General features: G+C 73.1%; 14 protein-coding genes. 7 read left to right on the plus strand and 7 right to left on the minus strand.

Annotated features, from left to right (window positions below; all coding sequences use genetic code 11):
* Positions 1-2: 2 nt before the first annotated feature.
* Entirely contained in the window at positions 3-1,547 is a 1,545-nt protein-coding gene (locus tag HNR67_RS20780) for a nucleotidyl transferase AbiEii/AbiGii toxin family protein (RefSeq protein WP_185003909.1), read from the minus strand.
* Positions 1,548-1,560: 13 nt separating this feature from the next.
* Entirely contained in the window at positions 1,561-4,677 is a 3,117-nt protein-coding gene (locus HNR67_RS20785) for a BTAD domain-containing putative transcriptional regulator (protein WP_185003910.1), read from the minus strand.
* 98 nt (positions 4,678-4,775) lie between these two features.
* On the opposite strand from HNR67_RS20785, the gene HNR67_RS20790 reads away from it, so the two are divergent.
* Complete coding sequence (locus tag HNR67_RS20790) at positions 4,776-5,927, plus strand: MFS transporter (protein ID WP_221489988.1); 1,152 nt, start codon at positions 4,776-4,778, stop codon at positions 5,925-5,927.
* 12 nt (positions 5,928-5,939) lie between these two features.
* Here HNR67_RS20790 and HNR67_RS20795 read toward each other — a convergent pair whose 3' ends face one another.
* Entirely contained in the window at positions 5,940-6,392 is a 453-nt protein-coding gene (locus HNR67_RS20795; protein ID WP_185003911.1) for a nitroreductase/quinone reductase family protein, read from the minus strand.
* A 119-nt stretch (positions 6,393-6,511) separates the two neighbouring features.
* Between HNR67_RS20795 and HNR67_RS20800 the strand changes: the two genes are divergently transcribed.
* The 4 genes from HNR67_RS20800 to HNR67_RS20815 all read left to right on the plus strand — a co-directional run bounded on the left by HNR67_RS20800 (position 6,512) and on the right by HNR67_RS20815 (position 11,426).
* Positions 6,512-7,471 (plus strand): formylglycine-generating enzyme family protein, encoded by a 960-nt coding sequence (locus HNR67_RS20800; protein WP_185003912.1) that lies wholly within the window; start codon positions 6,512-6,514, stop codon positions 7,469-7,471.
* Between the two features lie 99 nt (positions 7,472-7,570).
* Entirely contained in the window at positions 7,571-8,587 is a 1,017-nt protein-coding gene (locus tag HNR67_RS20805) for an MBL fold metallo-hydrolase (protein ID WP_185003913.1), read from the plus strand.
* A 64-nt stretch (positions 8,588-8,651) separates the two neighbouring features.
* Positions 8,652-10,034: a serine/threonine-protein kinase gene (locus HNR67_RS20810; RefSeq protein WP_185003914.1), complete on the plus strand. Its 1,383-nt coding sequence runs from the start codon at positions 8,652-8,654 to the stop codon at positions 10,032-10,034.
* 51 nt (positions 10,035-10,085) lie between these two features.
* Complete coding sequence (locus tag HNR67_RS20815; protein ID WP_185003915.1) at positions 10,086-11,426, plus strand: amidohydrolase family protein; 1,341 nt, start codon at positions 10,086-10,088, stop codon at positions 11,424-11,426.
* Here HNR67_RS20815 and HNR67_RS20820 read toward each other — a convergent pair.
* From HNR67_RS20820 to HNR67_RS20830, 4 genes are all read right to left on the minus strand, one after another.
* Positions 11,371-12,324 (minus strand): asparaginase, encoded by a 954-nt coding sequence (locus HNR67_RS20820; RefSeq protein WP_185003916.1) that lies wholly within the window; start codon positions 12,322-12,324, stop codon positions 11,371-11,373. The genes HNR67_RS20815 and HNR67_RS20820 overlap by 56 nt on opposite strands.
* A gap of 675 nt (positions 12,325-12,999) precedes the next feature.
* Positions 13,000-13,101 (minus strand): hypothetical protein, encoded by a 102-nt coding sequence (locus tag HNR67_RS45740; protein ID WP_281403244.1) that lies wholly within the window; start codon positions 13,099-13,101, stop codon positions 13,000-13,002.
* Between the two features lie 85 nt (positions 13,102-13,186).
* On the minus strand, positions 13,187-13,630 hold the full coding sequence (locus tag HNR67_RS20825; RefSeq protein ID WP_281403245.1) for an SDR family NAD(P)-dependent oxidoreductase: 444 nt from the start codon (positions 13,628-13,630) through the stop codon (positions 13,187-13,189).
* A 28-nt stretch (positions 13,631-13,658) separates the two neighbouring features.
* A complete protein-coding gene (locus HNR67_RS20830) occupies positions 13,659-14,327 on the minus strand; it encodes an MmyB family transcriptional regulator (protein WP_185010909.1) in 669 nt (222 codons plus the stop codon).
* Between the two features lie 73 nt (positions 14,328-14,400).
* On the opposite strand from HNR67_RS20830, the gene HNR67_RS20835 reads away from it, so the two are divergent.
* Both HNR67_RS20835 and HNR67_RS20840 read left to right on the plus strand, forming a co-directional pair.
* On the plus strand, positions 14,401-15,438 hold the full coding sequence (locus tag HNR67_RS20835; protein WP_312987721.1) for a LacI family DNA-binding transcriptional regulator: 1,038 nt from the start codon (positions 14,401-14,403) through the stop codon (positions 15,436-15,438).
* Positions 15,428-16,942 (plus strand): carboxylesterase/lipase family protein, encoded by a 1,515-nt coding sequence (locus HNR67_RS20840; protein WP_185003918.1) that lies wholly within the window; start codon positions 15,428-15,430, stop codon positions 16,940-16,942. The genes HNR67_RS20835 and HNR67_RS20840 overlap by 11 nt, the downstream gene beginning before the upstream one ends.
* Positions 16,943-17,027: the final 85 nt, after the last annotated feature.

A 17,027-nucleotide genomic window follows, 5' to 3' on the forward strand; every position in this document is an offset into this window, starting at 1 on the left:
GGTCAGCGGGCCAGCGCCGCGGCGAGCCGGTCCAGCCAGGGCCTGACCTCACCCTCGACCCCGGGCTGCTCGTCGCGGAAGTTGATCCAGTCGACCGGGAGGCCGAGCACGGAGTCCGGGGTGAAGTCCTCGGCCTCCCGGCCCAGTTCCGGGCGCAGCAGCTCGCGGACGAGGTCGAGGGATACGGTGGTGTACTCGGCGAGCAGCACCGCGTCGTAGAGGTCCTTGCCCTGCGGGTAGAGATCGGTCATCAGCCACTGCAACTTCCAGGCCAGGGACAGGCTCGCGGAGGCGGTGCGCATCGGCGTGCCCAGCGGCGGGATCGCCACCGTGACCGGGGGTTCGGGCAGTGGCTCGTTGAACACCAGATCGAGCTGGATCGCGCCCTGCGGCAGGCCGTCGACGTCGAAGGGGAACACCAGCCGTCGGCCCGGCACGCGTTCGTAGGTCCAGATGTGCTCCGAACGCACCTGGTCCGCGCGCAGGCCGGGGCCGGGATCGCCGGCCAGGGCGGCGATCAGCCCGTCCAGCATGGCCTTGGCTTCCGGGCCGTCGAAGGCGAAACCGGGCGGTACCACCACGAAGTCCAGGTCCCCCGGTTCGCGGGCGGCCGCGCCGAGCCAGGCCCGCAACACGATGCTGCCGCGCAGCACCAGGTTCTCCGCCCACGGCGAGGCGGCCACCACCGCGAGCACGTGTGCCATGGCCGCGCGCCGGGCTATCAGCCAGCGCTGTCCCTCGGCGGGGTCGCCGAACACCGGTTCGCCTGCCCGGTAGGCGTTCCCGAACTGCTTGAGCGCCGGGTCGAAGGCGGCCCGCTGCCGGATGTCCTGCCCCGGCCGCACCGTCAGCGGATGGTAGGTGGACGGGAAGCCGTCGGCGTCCACGGGCGCGGTGCGCAGCCGGTTCTCCCGCGGGTTGATCCATTCGGTGGCCGGATCCGGCTCCAGCCAGCCCTTGTCGACGCCGAGCGCGTCATCGTGCACGACGTACTCCTCCTCGACCTCCAGCACGGTGTGCCCGTTGCCGCGCAACGCGGTCAGCAGTGCGTCCAGCCGGGCGCGGGCGGTGTCGCGGCCGACACCGTGGCAGCGCTGGGTGACGAAGCGTTCCTCGCCGTCGGCGCGCTCGCGGCGGGCGTTGCGGGAGAGCCGGGCGTCGTGCCCGTGGATCACCTCGTCCACGGCCTTGATCGTGCCGTACTTGTCGTTGGGCAGCAGCAGCTTCACGTGGTGCTCGAAGTACAGGTCCGCGCGAGCGTCCACATCGGACTGTGGGACGCCCTGGTTCCACGGCGCGGCCTCGATTTTCACCCGCAGCACGTGCAGATCGGCCGCGATCAGCTCGGCCCGCCAGCGCTCGGCCAGCTCGTGTAGTTCGGCGAGGGTGCCGCTGCCTGCGACGGTCAGCATCGGCTGCAACGGCGTCGCGCCGCGGTCGAGCTTGATGTCGCTGAACTTGGCGCCACGCTGCCGCGCGAACGCCGCCAGCCGGTCCGCCTCCCATTCGGAGCCGGTCAGGTGTACCTCGAAGTCGCCGGAGAACATGTTGCGGATCCTGTCACAGCGTCGGTCGGCTCAGCGCGCCAATAGTGAATTCAGCGTCGAAAGCCTTGTCGCCCAGGGTGTCCCGCGTCACGTCGAGAATGTGAGCAAGGTCGGCGCGGTCGGCCAGCGGAACACCGGTGGTAGCGCGCAGGGCGTGTGCGGCGCCGAGCAGGCGGGCGGATTCCGTTGCGTTGTCAGGGAGTTGGGTCCAGGCCAGGCCCTCAAGGGCGGTGGCCTCGGCATGCGGGTTGCCCAGACGGTGGGCGAAGGCCAGGGCTTCTCCGTGGTGCAGCCGGGCCTGGGCCGGGTTGCCCTGGAGCTGGGCGAGGTGGCCGAGTTCGGTGTGCACGATCGTGTAGCCGGGGGCGCGGCCGGTGCGGCGGTACCAGTCGGCGGCCTCGGTCAGGCAGGCCGCGGCGGTGGCCAGGTCGCCGGTGCGGCGGGCGAGCTGGCCCAGGGTGATGGTGGCGTGGATCCCGCCCGGCCGGAACCCGCGTTCGGCGGCCAGTTCCCGTGCCCTGGCAAGGTGATCGTGCGCGGTGGGGTACTCGCCGCGGAGCAGCGCGATCCGGCCGAGTCCGCACAACCGGTCGGCGGCCTCGGCCCACATGCCCAGCTCCTCGGCCAGCACCAGGCCGTCCCGGTGCAGCTGCTCGGCCCGGTGGTACTCGCCGTGCAGTTCGGCCAGGGCCGCGCGCGGGTAGGTGGTGAGCAGTTCGCCGCCACGGTCGCCGAGTGCGCGGAACAACGTCACGGCGGCTTCGGCGTGGCTGTGCGCGGTGCTCAGGTCGCCGCGGGTGAGCGCGTGGTTGGCCTGCACGCAGGTGGTCACCGCCAGGCCCCATGGGTGTTCCAGCGCGCGGAAGGCACTGGCGGCGTGCGCGGCGAGTTCCTCGCTGGTGTCCAGGTCGCCGGCGTGCAGCAGGACGTAGGCCAGGAACCAGTGCGCCATGGCCGCGCCCAGCGGGTCGTCCAGCCCGTCGAAGCCGGTCAGCGCGGTACGGGCACTGGCGGCCGCGGCCGGATCCGGGTCGGCGACGATCGCGATCCCGGCCGCCCAGCAGCGCACCCGCGCGGTCCGGATCCCGGGCCCGGCGGCGGCGAGCGCGTGCCCGGCCCAGCGCTGGGCCTGGCGGACCCGGCCACGCAGCATCCAGTACCAGGCAAGGGAATCCACCAGCCGCGACGCGTCCTCGGGGCTGGCGTGCTCCAGTGCGCGGTGGAGGTTGCCGTGTTCGGTGTCCAATTCGGACAGTGCCGCGTGCTGGCGCGGGCCGTGCAGCTCGGGCGCGGCGGCCTCGGCCAGGCTCAGGTAGTGGCGGGACTGCCTGGCGCGCAACGTTTCCGCCTCGCCGGACTCGGTCAGCCGGTCGCGGGCGTAGGCGGCCACCGTCTCCAGCAGCCGGTACCGCCGGTGCCCCGGCAGCACGATCACCATCGACCGGTCCACCAGTCGGGCCAGCACCTCGGCCACCGGCAGCTCCGGGTCACCGCAGATCGCCTCGATCGCGGTGAGCGTGCCCCCGTCCAGTACCGCTAGACGGCGCAGCACCACCCGTTCGGGGGTGGTGAGCAGCTCCCAGCTCCAGTCCAGCAGCGCGTGCAGGGTGCGCTGCCGGGCGGGCGCGCCCCGGTTGCCGGCGGACAGCAGGCGGAACCGGTCGTCGAGGCGGTCGGCGAGTTCCCGCACACCCAGCGCCCGCACCCGGGCGGCGGCCAGTTCCAGGGCCAGCGGCAACCCGTCCAGGCCGCTGACCAGGGCGGTCACCGCGGCCGCGTTGTCGGCGGTGAGCGCGAAGGCGGGGTCGGCGTCGCGGGCGCGGGCGCAGAACAGCCGGACCGCGCCCGAGCCGTGCGGATCGGCCGGGTCCGCGGGCAGGTCCAGTGGTGGCACCGGGTGCACGGATTCGCCGGGGGTGGACAGTGGTTCGCGGCTGGTGCTCAGGATCCGCAGCCCCGGCACCGCGGTCAGCAGCGCCATGGCCAGGGTGGCCACCTCGGTGACGATGTGCTCGCAGTTGTCCAGCACCAGCAACAGTTTCTTGCCTGCCAGGTAGGCGATCAGCCGCTCGCGGTGGCCGAGCGCGCCGCTGGCCGGGATCGGGCCGAGCATCGCGTTCTCCCGGATGCCCAGCACCGTCATCACCGCCTCGGCCAGCGCGTCGGCGGCGTGCGGCCCGCCCAGTCCGGCCAGCTCGACCAGCCAGGTCCCGTCCGGGAAGTCCTCGGCGAGCTGGGCCGCGGCGGCGATGGCCAGCCGGGTCTTGCCCACCCCGCCCGGCCCGGTCAACGTGACCAGGCGCGCCGCGGCCAGCGCCTTCCCGGTCCCGGCCAGCTCGGCCTCCCGGCCGATCAACTCGGTGACCGGCGTCGGCAGGTTGCCCGGCCGGCGCGCGGGGGAGGCGTCCAGGGCGGGGTCGCGGGTCAGGATCGCCTGGTGCAGGGCGGCAAGTTCGGGCCCCGGGTCCAGGCCCTGCTCCGCGGCCAGGTGCGCCCGGAACTCGGCGTAGGCGGCCAGGGCCTCGGGCTGCCGTCCAGCCCGGTAGAGGGCCTGGAGTTGTGCCGCGCGCAGACGTTCCTGCCCCGGAAACCGCTGCACCCACTCGGCCAGCTCCGCCAGCACCGTGTCGTGCTCACCCAGGGCCAGCCGGGTCTCGGCCAGTTCGGCCACCGCGGTCAACCGCAACTCCTGCCAGCGCCGGATCACCGGCTGGGCAAAGGATTCCGCGCCGAACTCGACCAGCGCGGGCCCCCGCCACAACCCGAGTGCCTCGGACAGCAACGCGACCCGCGGCCACGGGTCCACAGTGGACCGAGCCCGCCGCAACAACCCTTGGAACATCACGGCATCGCAGTCCCCGACCAACCGGTAGGCGTTCGCCCGGTACTCCACCAGATCCCGCACACCCAGTGCCCGCCGCAACCGGGACACCCGGATCTGCAACGCGTTGCCAGGGTTCGCGGGCAGCCGCTCCGGCCACAACTCGCCGATCAGCGTCTCCACCGGCACCCAGGCGCCCTCATGGGTCAGGAGTACGGCCAGCAACGCGCGGACCTCGGGACCGGGCACCGGGATCGGCGCGTCCTCGGCGTTCCACACCACGAGTGGACCCAGCACCCCGAACCGCACCGGGCCCACAGTACCGCCGGACAGCGGACGGACAGCGGCCGGCAAGTGGGCGCGCCGAGGGTGAGCGGGCAAGCACCGCCGGAGAAGGACGTGAGGACTTGAGCACCCAGAGAGCCCTGCTGCCGCTGGCCACCGCGATGTTCGCGGTGGGCACCGACGGCTTCATCATCGCCGGCCTGCTACCCCAGATCGCCACCGATCTGGACGTGGGCCTGGCCGCCGCCGGCCAGCTGGTCACCGCCTTCGCGCTGGCCTTCGCCGTCTCCGCCCCCATCCTGGGCGCCCTGACCAGCGCGATGACCCGCCGCGCCGCCCTGCTGCTGGGGCTGGCGGTGTTCATCGTGGGCAACGCGGCCACCGCCCTTGGCCCCGACTACACCACCGTGCTGCTCGCCCGGATCGCCACCGCGGCCGGCGCCGGCCTGATCGGCGCGGCCGCCTTCAGCGCCGCCGCCGCGATCGCCCCACCCGAACGCCGCGGCCGCGCCCTGGCCACCGTGATGGGCGGCCTGACCCTGGCCATCGCCTTCGGCCTGCCAGCCGGCACCCTCATCGGCGGCGCGGACTGGCGCCTCACCCTGTGGGCGGTCGCCGGTCTCGGAGTGGTCGCCGCGATCGGCGTGGCCGTGTCCCTGCCCCCGATCACCCTGCCCGCCGACCCACTGCGCGCCCGCCTGGCCCCACTGCGCGAACTCACCGTGCTGGCCATGCTCACCGTCACCACCCTGACCCTGGCGGGCACACACGTCCTCTACACCTACATCGCCCCCGCGCTGACCGGCGCCACCGGCGGTTCGGCCACCGCGCTGACCGTGGTCCTGCTGGCCTGGGGCGTGGGCAACATGATCGGCAACACCGTCGCGGGCCGCCTCGCCGACCGCCACCCACCCCGCGACGTCGTCACCGCGGGCCTGGCCATCGCGGCGGTGCTGCTGGCCCTGAGCCCCCTGGTCGTCGGCAACCTGATCGCGGCCGTGGTGTGGGCGGTGGCGTGGGGCGTGTCGGTGTCCCTGCCGGTGGTGCCCCAGCAGAGCCGCTTCGTCGAGTACGCCCCCAGCGCCTCCGCGGTCTTGCTTGGCCTGAACAACTCAGCTATCTACCTGGGCGTGGCATTGGGCGGAGCGCTCGGCGGACTGCTGCAGGACCAGCTCACCCCGGCGCGGCTGGGGTTGCTCGCGGCGGTGGTGAGCGTGCTCGGCCTGCTCGTCAACCAAACGGTCGGTAGGCGGACGAGAACTGGTGCGCGCTGACCTACCGACCGGTCAGGCGGGAGTGAGCCGGATGACCGCGATCTCACCCAGGTGCTCCCGGATCACCGCGGCCGGGGCGTCCTTGGGGAAGGGCCACATGTTCACCCCGCCCGGCCGGACGTTGCCGAGGTAGGTCGCCAGCACGGTCGCCGCGTGCTCGTCCTCCAGGAGTTCGGCGCGGTAGGTGTGGTCGGGGTCCTGTTCGAGGCGGCAGTGCCCGGCGGCGAGCAGGTTGGCGGTCCAGTCCCTGGTGCGGTTGGGGGAGCAGACGTAGTGCCTGCCGTCGAGCTGGGTGACCGCGATCGGGGTGGTGCGCGGCTCACCGGTGCGGCGGCCGGGGACGTGCAGGATCCGCAGCACGTGGCGGCCTTCGACGTAGTCCTGGGGCTCGCCCGCGCGGATCCTGGCGATCATCATCTCGTTGCGCTCGCGCGGGGTCGGCTCGGCGGTGGGGTGGTCGGACACCGGGACTCCTTGCTCTTGGCCTGCGGTCAGGTGCGCAACATAGCCCTCGACCTGTCGGCTAGCTGTTGACCTGCTGTCACCACTTCAATGGTTCTAGAGATACATGTACGGTCCGAACTATGAGCAAGCACCGGAACCTGCGGGTCATCGCCCTCGCCGCGGCCGTCCTCACCGCCGCGGGCTGCGCCGTCCCCGAGGCCGCGCCGTCCGACCTGCCCCCGCTGCCCGCGCCGAGCACCCCCACCTCGATCACCACCATCCCCCCAGGTCAGCGGCCGGAAGGCATGGTGCGGATCCCTGCTGGTTCCTACCCGCTGGGTCGTGACGACGGCCCGGATGAGGAGGGCCCCGCGCACCGGGTCACCCTCAACGCCTTCCACATCGACGTCTACCCGGTCACCACCCGGCAGTTCGTCGACTGGGCCAACCGATCGGTCGGGAACCTCGTCAACGCCCGCGGCGGCGATCCGCGGCGGTGGACCGGGCCGGTCAGCAGGCTGGAACGGGACGCGGTGCGGGACCAGTCCGGCCGGGAGGTCTTCACCACCAACGACACCGACGAGGACTCCCGGGTTCTGCGCCAGGACGGCCGGTTCGCGGTGGAGGGTGACGTGGCCGAGCACCCGGTCAACGAGGTCTACTGGTGGGGCGCGCTGCAGTACTGCCAGGCCCGTGGCGCGCGGCTGCCCACCGAGGCGGAATGGGAGGCCACCGCCAGGGGCACCGAGGGCCGCACCTACCCGTGGGGCAACGCCGCGCCGGATGCCACCCGCGCCCAGTACGGCAAGGCCTACGACGAGACCAGCCCGGTCACCGCGCACCCCGCTGGCGCCACCCCGGAGGGCGTGCGGGACCTGGTCGGCAACCTCTACGAGTGGACCAGTTCGCTGGACCGCCCCTACCCGTACGCCGCCGACGACGGCCGGGAGGACCCGCAGTCCCAGAAACTGCGGATCACCAGGGGCAGCTCGCACGACGAGCGCGCCGCGAACCTGCGCGCCACCGACCGTGACGGCTACTCCCGGGACCCCTTCGCCGGTCATCACCACATCGGGTTCCGCTGTGCCGCCGACGCCTGAACCGACCGATCGGTCGGGGCCGATGCCGGTCGGCGCAGCCCACTGTCCACTGGGCGGATGCCCTGCTCGTCCCGGCCGGTCGCCTGAGAAGATCACCCGGTGAGCGCAGCCGCTGAGATCCCCTACACCACGGGACTGCACGAGATCGCCCCCGGCGTGCGGGCCTGGCTGGCCCCCGACGGCAGCTGGGGCCTGAGCAACGCGGGGCTGATCAGCGGTGACGGCGAGTCGCTGCTGGTGGACACCCTCTACGACCTCAACCTCACCCGGACCATGCTGGACGCGATGGCCCCGGTGACCGCCGCACACCCGATCACCGTCGCGCTGAACACGCACGCCAACGGGGATCACTGCTACGGCAACGAACTGCTCGCGCCCGAGGTGCGCATCCACGCGGTGACCGAGACCGCGCACGAGATGGCGCACGACGCCCCGCCGGAGGTGATGGCCGCGCTGCTCTCACCCGCCGCGGCCGAGGGGCTGGGGCCGGTGCTGGCGGACTGGATCCAGCGGGCCTTCGGCAAGTACGAGTTCGGCGGGATCACCCAGCGCAACCCCGATGTCACCTTCGACCAGGAGCTGACGCTCTCCGTCGGCGGTCGCTCGGTCGAGTTGCGCAACCTCGGCCCGGCGCACACCGGCGGTGACGCGGTGGCCTGGGTGCCGGACGCGGGCGTGCTCTTCACCGGCGATCTGCTCTTCATCGGCGGCGCGCCGATCATGTGGGCGGGGCCGATCGACAACTGGCTGCGGGCCTGCGACGAGATGATCGCACTCTCGCCGGAGTACATCGTGCCTGGTCACGGGCCGGTCACCGACTGCGACGGAGTGCGCGCGGTGCAGGGCTACTGGCGGCACATCCGCGAACTCGCCCGCGAGGCGCACGGCAAGGGGCTGTCCTGGACGGACGCCGCACTGGCCGCGGACCTGGGGGAGTACGCGGGACTGGGCGAGTCCGAGCGGGTGGCGCCGAACATGTACCAGGCATACCGCGAACTCGAACCCGGCCTGTCCACAGTGGATCCGCTGGGCATGCTGGCCGCGATGGCCCAGTGGGACGCCGTGCGCGGCAACGGTGGGACCAACGCCACTACCCCACCCGCCACGAACGACTAGGGTTTGCGGACGGAAGACGCCGTGCCCGGTGTGGGCGGCGCCTGGTTGTGGAATTGGGATGGACATGACGACGCCGACCTCCGCGGGGGATTCGCGACCTGATCTGCTCGGCGGGCGATACCGCCTGGGCGAGCTGATCGGGCGGGGCGGCATGGGCGCGGTCTGGGCCGCCAACGACGAGGTGCTGCACCGCGCGGTGGCGATCAAGGAGGTGCTCGCGCCGACCTGGGCCAGCGAGGAGGAGAAAGCCTCGCTGTGCGAACGCACCCAGCGTGAGGCGCGGGCCGCGGCGCGGATCAGCCACCCCAACGTGGTCACCGTCTTCGACGTGATCACCGAGGACGGCCGGCCATGGATCGTCATGGAGAAGGTCGAGAACCGGGCGCTGTCCAAGGTCATCGACGACGACGGCCCGATGTCCCCGCGCCGGGTGGCCGCCATCGGCGAGCAGATCCTGGGCGCGCTGCGGGCCGCGCACGAGCACGGCATCCTGCACCGCGACGTCAAGCCCGGCAACGTGCTGGTCTGCCCGGACGACCGGGCCGTGCTCACCGACTTCGGCATCGCCTCGGTCGACGGCGACTCCTCGCTGACCGTCTCCGGCGTGCTGGTCGGGGCCCCCGGCTACATCGCCCCGGAACGCGCCCGCGGCCTGCCCTTCGGCCCGGCCTCGGACCTGTGGGCGCTGGCCGCCACGCTCTACGCTGCGGTGGAGGGCAAGGCCCCGTTCGACCGCACCGGCGTGCTGCCCACGCTGACCGCGGTGCTCACCGAGGAACCGGACCCGATGGTGCTGGCCGGTCCGCTGACCCCGGTGCTGGAGGCCATGCTCCGCAAGGAGCCAGGCGACCGGCTCGGCGCGGCGGAGTTCGAGCACTCGCTGCGGTTGATCGCGCACACCCCGGACACCGACGCGGACGTCACCTCCGCCCTGGTCACCGCGCGGGTCAGCCGGGCCGACCCGACCCGCACCGCGATCACCCGGATCGTGCCGGCGGCCGCGGCCGGCACGCCGTGGTGGCAGCGGCCGCGAGGCAAGGCCGCGATGGCCGCTGGGGCCGCGGTGCTGGCGGGCGGCGCGGTCGCGGCCACGCTGATCCTGATGCCGCGCCCCACCGACAACCCCGGCGGCCCGACCGGCCCCGGCGGGCAGCAGCCGATCAACGCGCCGCAGGACACCACCAGCCCGACCAGCCGCACCAGCCGTCCGCTGCCGCCGCCGGGCTCGACCCTGCCGAGCAGCAGCCCCACCAGCACCACCGGCGAGTCCTCGACCACCGCGCCCAGCAGCAGCACCGCGCCGAGTTCGTCCACCCCGCCGACCAGCAGCGAGAAGCCCACCAGCGCCAAGCCGCCGACCACGACCACCTCGCCGTCGGCACCGCCCAGCAGCAACGTGGTGACCAACGGGACCTCCGCCGCGCCACCCGGCGGCGGCGCGGCCTGAGCCTGGCCGAAAGCCCGCGAACGGTGATGACCCCGGGTTATCCTGAGAGGGGTGACAGAATCCAGGAAGTCGCCTGAACTGGCCGGACCCGTCGCGAGCGGGTCCGTTTTCGTTTATGGGGCCAACGTCGTGGACGTGGCCGACGGCAAGGTGCTGACCGGCCGGAACGTGCTGGTCGAGCGCGATCGCATCACCGCGGTCGGGCGGTTCGAGGCCCCGGCCGGGGTGAGCGTGCTGGACGCGCGCGGCCGGTTCCTGATCCCTGGCCTGTGGGACATGCACGTGCACGGCTTCGACGAGGCGTACCTGCCCGCCTTCCTCGGCAACGGCGTGACCGGGGTGCGGCAGATGGCCGGGGCGCCGGTGCACGCGGACTGGCGGCGACGGCTGGCCGCTGGCGAGGTCTTCGGGCCGCGGATGGTCTTCGGCAGCCGGATCATCGACGGCCCGCGGCCCAGCAGACCGGGCTCGATCGCGGTGACCACCCCGGCGGACGCGCGGGCGGCGGTGACCACCTGCGTTGGCGAGCGGGCCGAGTTCCTCAAGGTGTACTCGCAGCTGCCCCGGGATGCCTACTTCGCGTTGCTGGCCGAGGCGGAGCTGGCCGGGATCGACGTTGTCGGGCACGTGCCGTTCGAGGTGCCGGTGCTGGCCGCGGCGCAACGCGGCATCGAGCACCTGGACGGGGTGCTGGTCGGGGCGTCCAGCGAGCGGGAGGAGCTGACCGCCGGGTTCGCCGGGCTGGACGCGGGTGATCCGGCCGGCATGTTCGGGCGGCTGTCCGAACTCACCCACCGCGCGGCCGGGACCACCGATCCGGCGCGGCTGGCCGAACTGCGGGATTCCTTCCTGGCCAACGGAACCTGGCACGTGCCGACCCTGGCCGTGCACCAGGCCAAGGCGACCATGGGCACCCCGGAGTTCGCGCTGCGGCCCTACCTGGCGCACATCGAACCCGTGCTGCGGCAGGGCTGGGCGCGGGCCGCGGACTGGCGCTCACCCGATCCGGCGGCTGAGCAGCGGCTGTTCGAGCGCTACCTGGAGGTGACCGGCGAGCTGCACCGGGCAGGGGTGCCGCTGCTGGCGGGCAGCGACACCTTCGTGCCCGGGTTCAGCCTGCACGACGAGCTGGAACTGTTGGTGCGCGCCGGACTCAGCCCCGCGGCCGCCCTGCGCGCGGCCACCCTGGACCCGGCCCGGTTCCTGGGCGTCACCGACCGCTTCGGCGCGGTGGCACCGGGTCGGATCGCGGATCTTGTTGTGCTGGAAGACAATCCGCTCGCCGACATCGCGCACACGCGGCGGGTCGCGGCGGTGTTGTTCGGCGGGATGGTGCTCAGCAGTCCAGCAGTTCTGGCAGCCGCTCCGGCTGACCGGCCAGCAGCGCGCTGAGCACCGCGATCCGGGCCTGGGCGGCGCGCAGGGTGCCGGTGAGCACCGCGCCCGCCCTGGTCAGCTCGGTGGCCGAGGTGTAGATCGGCAGCACCGGACCGGCCGCGGTCCGCGAGGTCACCGCGACCAGCACCCCGGCCGCGGTGGCCTCGCGGACGGCCTCGACCACCTCCGGGTTGACGTTGCCCGCACCCGCGCCGACCAGCACCAATCCGCGTGCGCCCGCGGCCACCGCGGCCCGCAGCAGCACCGCGTCACCGCCGGTGTGGTGGGTGAGGATGTCGACTCGCGGGGCCTCGGTCACGGTCGGGACGGGCAGCGCGGCCGGGCGCGGCGCCGGGGCCTGGAGTAGCACCTCGCCGCCGATCAGGTGACCGACCGGGGCGGCGCTGGGGTCCTGGTAGGCGTCCGGGTTCAGGGTGTGGTGCTTGACCGTGCCGCGGGCGGCGTGGATCTTGCCGCCGAAGGCGATCAAAACCCCGTGGTCACGGGCCTGCCGCGCCACCGCGAAGGCGTCGGCCAGGTTGCCGGGGGCGTCCGAGCCGGGGGCGCCGAGCGGGCGCTGCGAGCCGGTGAAGACCACCGGGCGCGGGTCGTCGTGGTGCAGGTCGAGCAGGAACGCGGTCTCCTCCATGGTGTCGGTGCCGTGCGTGACCACGATCCCGCGCACCTGCGGATCGGCCAGCGTCGCCCGCACCTGCCGCAACAGGCCGAGCTGCTGGTCCAGGGTGATCGCGGAACTGTCCACGGTGCACAGGTCGACGACCTCCACCGGCACCGGCTGCGGCGAGGGCAGGGCGTCCAGCACGGTCCCACCGGGCAACGCGGCGGCCAGCCCCGCCTCGGTAGGCGTGCTGGAGATGGTGCCCCCGGTCGCGATAACCACAAGCCTGCCCATCGCCCACCTCCTGGATCCCACGAGACGAACGTTCGCGCGAACGTTCGTCTCCATAGGAACAGATCCAGAACCCCCAGGTCAATGTGGTGTTTAGTGCCACCCCACCAAACCCACCCATCCCACCCAACCCCACCCGTCGTGTTGGCCGTTCTCGTACGGCGTGTTGGCCGAAGTGGGACGGCGTGTTGGCCGTTCTCGTACGGCGTGTTTGCCGGACTGGGACGCTGGCTTGGCCGGTCCGGCACACCGAACTGGCCCAGCCCAGCCACCGGCCCGCCTGCCAGCCGTGTCGCCCGCCAGTTCGCTCGCCCGAACTGCTCGCCTGCCTGCTCGCTTGCTCGCCTGCCTGGCCGTCCGGCCACCGCGCTGACGTTTCGGCCCGCCGCAACCGCCGACCCAACCCGGCGCGTTTGCCGCTCTCGCACGGTGTGTTTGCCGCTCCGGGACGGTGTGTTTGCCGGACTGGGACGGTGTGTTGGCTGTTGTGGGACACCAGCTTGGCCATTCCGGTCCGCCGCCCCGAGCCGAGCCCAGTCTGCGGCAGCCCGACCTGGCATTTCGGCCAACCCGATGTGCCACTTCGGCCAAGCAGCCGTCCCACAACTGCCAACGTGGCGTACAAGACCGGCCAACATGGCGTACGAGAACGGCCAACACGCTGGGTGGGGGGTGGGGTTAGGGGGAGAGGGTGTGGGTTAGGCCGCCGTCGATGATTAGGTCGGTGGCGGTGATGTAGGTGGCGGAGGTGGAGGCTAGGTAGGCGACTGCTTCGGCCATCTGTTCTGGGCGGCCGAGGGTGCTGAGGGGGACTTGGCGGCGGTAGGAGGTCGGGGCTGGCGTTGGTGAACATGTCGGTGCGGATTTAGCCGGGGCTGACCGAGTTGATCCGGATGCCGCGTGCGGCCAGGTCGGCGCCCAGGGTGTGGGTCAGGTTGGTGACGGCGGCCTTGGTGGCGGAGTACATCGAGGCCAGGCCCAGGCCGCGGTACTGGGTCCACGTGGCGTTGAGCACGATCGCGGAGCCGCGGGAGAGCAGGGGAAGGGCCTTGGTGACGGTGAAGAACAGGCCCTTGAGGTTGACGCCGAGCAGTTGGTCGACGTCCTGCTCGGTCAGTTCGGCGGGGGGTTTGAAGATCCCCGCGCCCGCGTTGGCGAAGAGCACGTCCAGGCGGCCGTACTCGGCCTCGACGCAGCGGCCGGTGAGCACCACGGTGGCGCCCTCGGCGTGCAGCAGCCGCGCGGTGGCCAGGCCCATCCCGCTCGCCCCGCCGGTGATCAGCGCGACCTTGTTCGCGAATCGGTTCATGATCCGATCCTGCGTGCCGCCCTCAAGATCAACCAGAGTCGGCTGATACGGGTGCCGCCAACACCTGGCTGAGGCGGTCCGCGGTGGCGGTGCCGGCGGCGGGCAGGTGCAGGATCAGGCGGGTGCCGGGCAGTTCGGGCAGGGTGAGCACGGTCTTGCTGCCCTGACTCCGTTCCCACACCTCGTGCCGCGCCCACAGCTCGGCGAACTCCGGCGACACACCGGCCAGGTCCGCGGCCAGTTCGGCGAAACGCGCGTCGTCGGGGAACCGGGCGGACTGGGCGCGGAAGTCGGCCACCATGTCCGCGGCCGCCGGGACCCAGCCCGGCCAGCGCACCCGGCAGTCCGCCGAGGTGAAGAAGGTGATCAGGCAGTTGTGCGCGAGTCCTGGCCGGTAGCCGAAGACCTCGCGCGCCGCGGTGTTGAGCGCCAGGAAGTTCCAGTGCCGGTCCAGCAGGTAGGCCGGGTTGGGCAGCCAGCCCGCCAGCAACCGCTGGTGCGCCGGATCCACCGCCACCGTCCCGGCCGCCGACTCGGGCGGGTTCAGCCCGGCCAGCCGGTACAGGTGCGCGCGCTCGGGCTCGGCCAGCCGCAGCGCGCCGGCGATGGCTGGTAAGCCCACGTCAGCGGGGGTGAGGCGGGCCCGGCGGGAGCGCAGGAAGTCCCGGAGTTCGCCGTGCCGGTCCCGGACAGGCATCGCGTCCACCTCACTGAGCTTAATGGCGCAGCCGTTGACCACTAGGCTGGTCGTGGCGGGCTAGGAGGTGCTTGTGGCGCGGGCGACCCTGCGGGCAGTGGCCGAGGCCACCGGACTGCACATCTCGACCGTGGCGCGGGTGCTCAACGGCACCGCCCAGGTCACCGCGGACACCGAGGCGCGGGTGCGGGCGGCGGCGGACCGGCTCGGCTACATCCGCAACGAGTACGCGGCCAGCCTGCGCACCCAGCGCACCCGGATCCTGGGGGTGCTGGTGCCGACGCTGACCGACTACGTGCTGGCCGCGATCTACGAGGGCATCCAGGAGGCCGCGCTCTCCCGCGGTTACCGGACCTTCGTGACCAACACGCACGACTCCGCCGAGCAGCACGAGTCCGCGCTGGCCGCGCTGCTGTCCTCCCGGGTGGACGGGCTGATCGTGGGCGACGCCCGGCTGGACGATGAGGGACTCGACCGGCTGGTGCAGGACAAGTCCCCGTTCGTGCTGGTCAGCCGCCGTTGCGCGAACCACCCCTCGGTGACTTGCGACGACGAGGCGGGTGGCGCGCTGGCCGCCCGGCATCTCCTCGACGGCGGGCACACCGGGATCGCGGTGCTGGCCGGGCAGCCCTACGCCAGCACCTGCGCCGACCGCACCACCGGCTTCCGCCGCGCCTGCGCCGAAGCGGGCCACCCGGTGCCGGAGGAACTGATCGCGCACAGCGGCTACGACTCCGCGGGCGGCTACCTGGCCATGGACCGCGTGTTGCGCACCGGGCGCCCGGTGACCGCCGCGTTCGCGGTCAACGACGAGGCCGCGATCGGCGCGATGGGCGCGCTGCGCGATCACGGCCGCCGGATCGGCGAGGACTTCGCGCTGGTCGGCTTCAACGACATCCCGATGGTCTCCGCGCTGACCGTCCCGCTGACCACGGTGCGCTCGCCGATGCGGGAGATGGGCCGGACCGCGGTGGCCCGGCTGCTGGACCAGCTCGACGGCGGCTCGGCCGAGTCCGCCCGGCTGCGACCCGAGCTGGTGGTGCGCGCCTCCAGCCCGGCCCGCCCTGATCAGGCACTGGCCCACCGGCGAGGGGAACACAGTGAGCACTGACCGCACCGTTGTCGACACCGCCACCGGCACCGTCCGCGGCCTTGACCTCGACGGCGTGCTGGCCTGGCGCGGCCTGCCCTATGCCGAACCGCCGCTGGGTGAACTGCGGCACCGCCCGCCGCAACCCGTGCAGGCATGGACCGGGGTGCGCGGCGCGCGCCGTTTCGCCGCCCGCGCCATGCAGCCGGTGCTGCCCGCGATGCCCGCCCCGGTGCCGGTGCCGACCCCGGCGGCCATGGACGAACCCAGCCGGATCAGCGAGAACTGCCTGTACCTCAACGTGTGCGCGCCGGTGACCCCCGGCCCGCACCCGGTGCTGGTGTGGCTGCACGGCGGTGGGTACGTGGTCGGGGCCGGGCCGGAGAACGTCGGCGACGGCGACACCTTCGCCCGCCGGGACGACCTGGTCGTGGTCACCCTCAACTACCGGCTGGGCGCCTTCGGTTTCCTCAACCTCGGCGAGACGCACCCGCACGCGGCCAACGGCGGGCTGCTGGACCAGATCGCCGCGCTGCGCTGGGTGCGGGACAACATCGCCGCGTTCGGCGGCGATCCGGGCCGGGTGACCATCGCGGGCAACTCCGCGGGCGCCAAGAGCGTGGCCAACCTGATGTCCGCGCCGGCCGCGACCGGGCTGTTCCACCGGGTGATCTCGCAGAGCGGCGGCGGCGACCACGTGGCGGCCGAGGAGGTCAGCGCCGCGCTGGCGGCCCGGCTGCTGGGCCTGCTCGGGGTGCCTGCCAACCGGGTCAGCCAGGTGCCTGCCGCCGAACTGCTGGCCGCGCAGACCGAGCTGAGCCCGTTCGGCCGTGGCCTGTGGGTGTGGCGGCCCACCGTGGACGGTTCGGTGCTGCCCGAGGTGCCGGTGCGCCGGATCGCGGACGGCTCGGCCGCCGGGGTGCCGCTGCTGGCGGGCAGCAACGCCGAGGAGTCCGCGCTGTACCTGGCGCTGGACCCGTGGGCAGGCGACCGGGCGCCGCAGGTGCTCGCCGCGGCCTTCGGTGAGACCGGCGCGCAGGAGGTGCTTTCGGCCTATCGGGCCAACCGGCCCGCCGCCTCCACCAGGGAGGTCAACGCCGCGGTGATGACCGACGAGCGCTACGGCGTGCCCACGGTGCGGTTGCTGGACGCGCAGAGCAGGCACGCGCCGGTGTGGCGGTTCCGCTTCGCCGCCGCCGCGCCCTGGCTGTCCCCGATGCTGGCCGCCGCGCACGGGACCGAGATGCCCTACGTGTGGGCGCACGGCGCCGAACGCCGGGGCAGTCCGCTGAACACCGATTCAGTCGCGGCCGGGCTGTCCGCGGACATGCACGCGCGCTGGGCCGCCTTCGCCCGCACCGGCTCACCCCAGCTGCCGGATCAGCCGGAATGGCCCGGCTACACCGAGACCGAGCGGGCCACCTGGATCTTCGACGAGCAGCGCGGGGCGGTGACCGATCCGGGCGCGGCCGAGCGCAAGGTGTGGGATGGCCGCACCTGGGCCTCGGGCACCTGGTTCGACTAGCGGTTCGATCGACCGGCGGCGGCAGGCAAGCGCACGGCGACCTGAGGCGTCGCCGTGCGCTGCGCAGGGAGCAGAACGGTCAGGG

This window comes from Crossiella cryophila (genome assembly GCF_014204915.1).
Taxonomy (GTDB): domain Bacteria; phylum Actinomycetota; class Actinomycetes; order Mycobacteriales; family Pseudonocardiaceae; genus Crossiella; species Crossiella cryophila.

Excerpts from the sequence above, each read along its gene's own strand:
- HNR67_RS20810 (WP_185003914.1), top strand. The coding sequence starts at position 8,652 with ATGACGACGCCGACCTCCGCGGGGGATTCGCGACCTGATCTGCTCGGC.
- HNR67_RS20780 (WP_185003909.1), bottom strand. The coding sequence starts at position 1,547 with ATGTTCTCCGGCGACTTCGAGGTACACCTGACCGGCTCCGAATGGGAG.
- HNR67_RS20800 (WP_185003912.1), top strand. The coding sequence starts at position 6,512 with ATGAGCAAGCACCGGAACCTGCGGGTCATCGCCCTCGCCGCGGCCGTC.
- HNR67_RS20830 (WP_185010909.1), bottom strand. The coding sequence starts at position 14,327 with ATGCCTGTCCGGGACCGGCACGGCGAACTCCGGGACTTCCTGCGCTCC.
- HNR67_RS20825 (WP_281403245.1), bottom strand. The coding sequence starts at position 13,630 with ATGAACCGATTCGCGAACAAGGTCGCGCTGATCACCGGCGGGGCGAGC.
- HNR67_RS20820 (WP_185003916.1), bottom strand. The coding sequence starts at position 12,324 with ATGGGCAGGCTTGTGGTTATCGCGACCGGGGGCACCATCTCCAGCACG.
- HNR67_RS45740 (WP_281403244.1), bottom strand. The coding sequence starts at position 13,101 with ATGGCCGAAGCAGTCGCCTACCTAGCCTCCACCTCCGCCACCTACATC.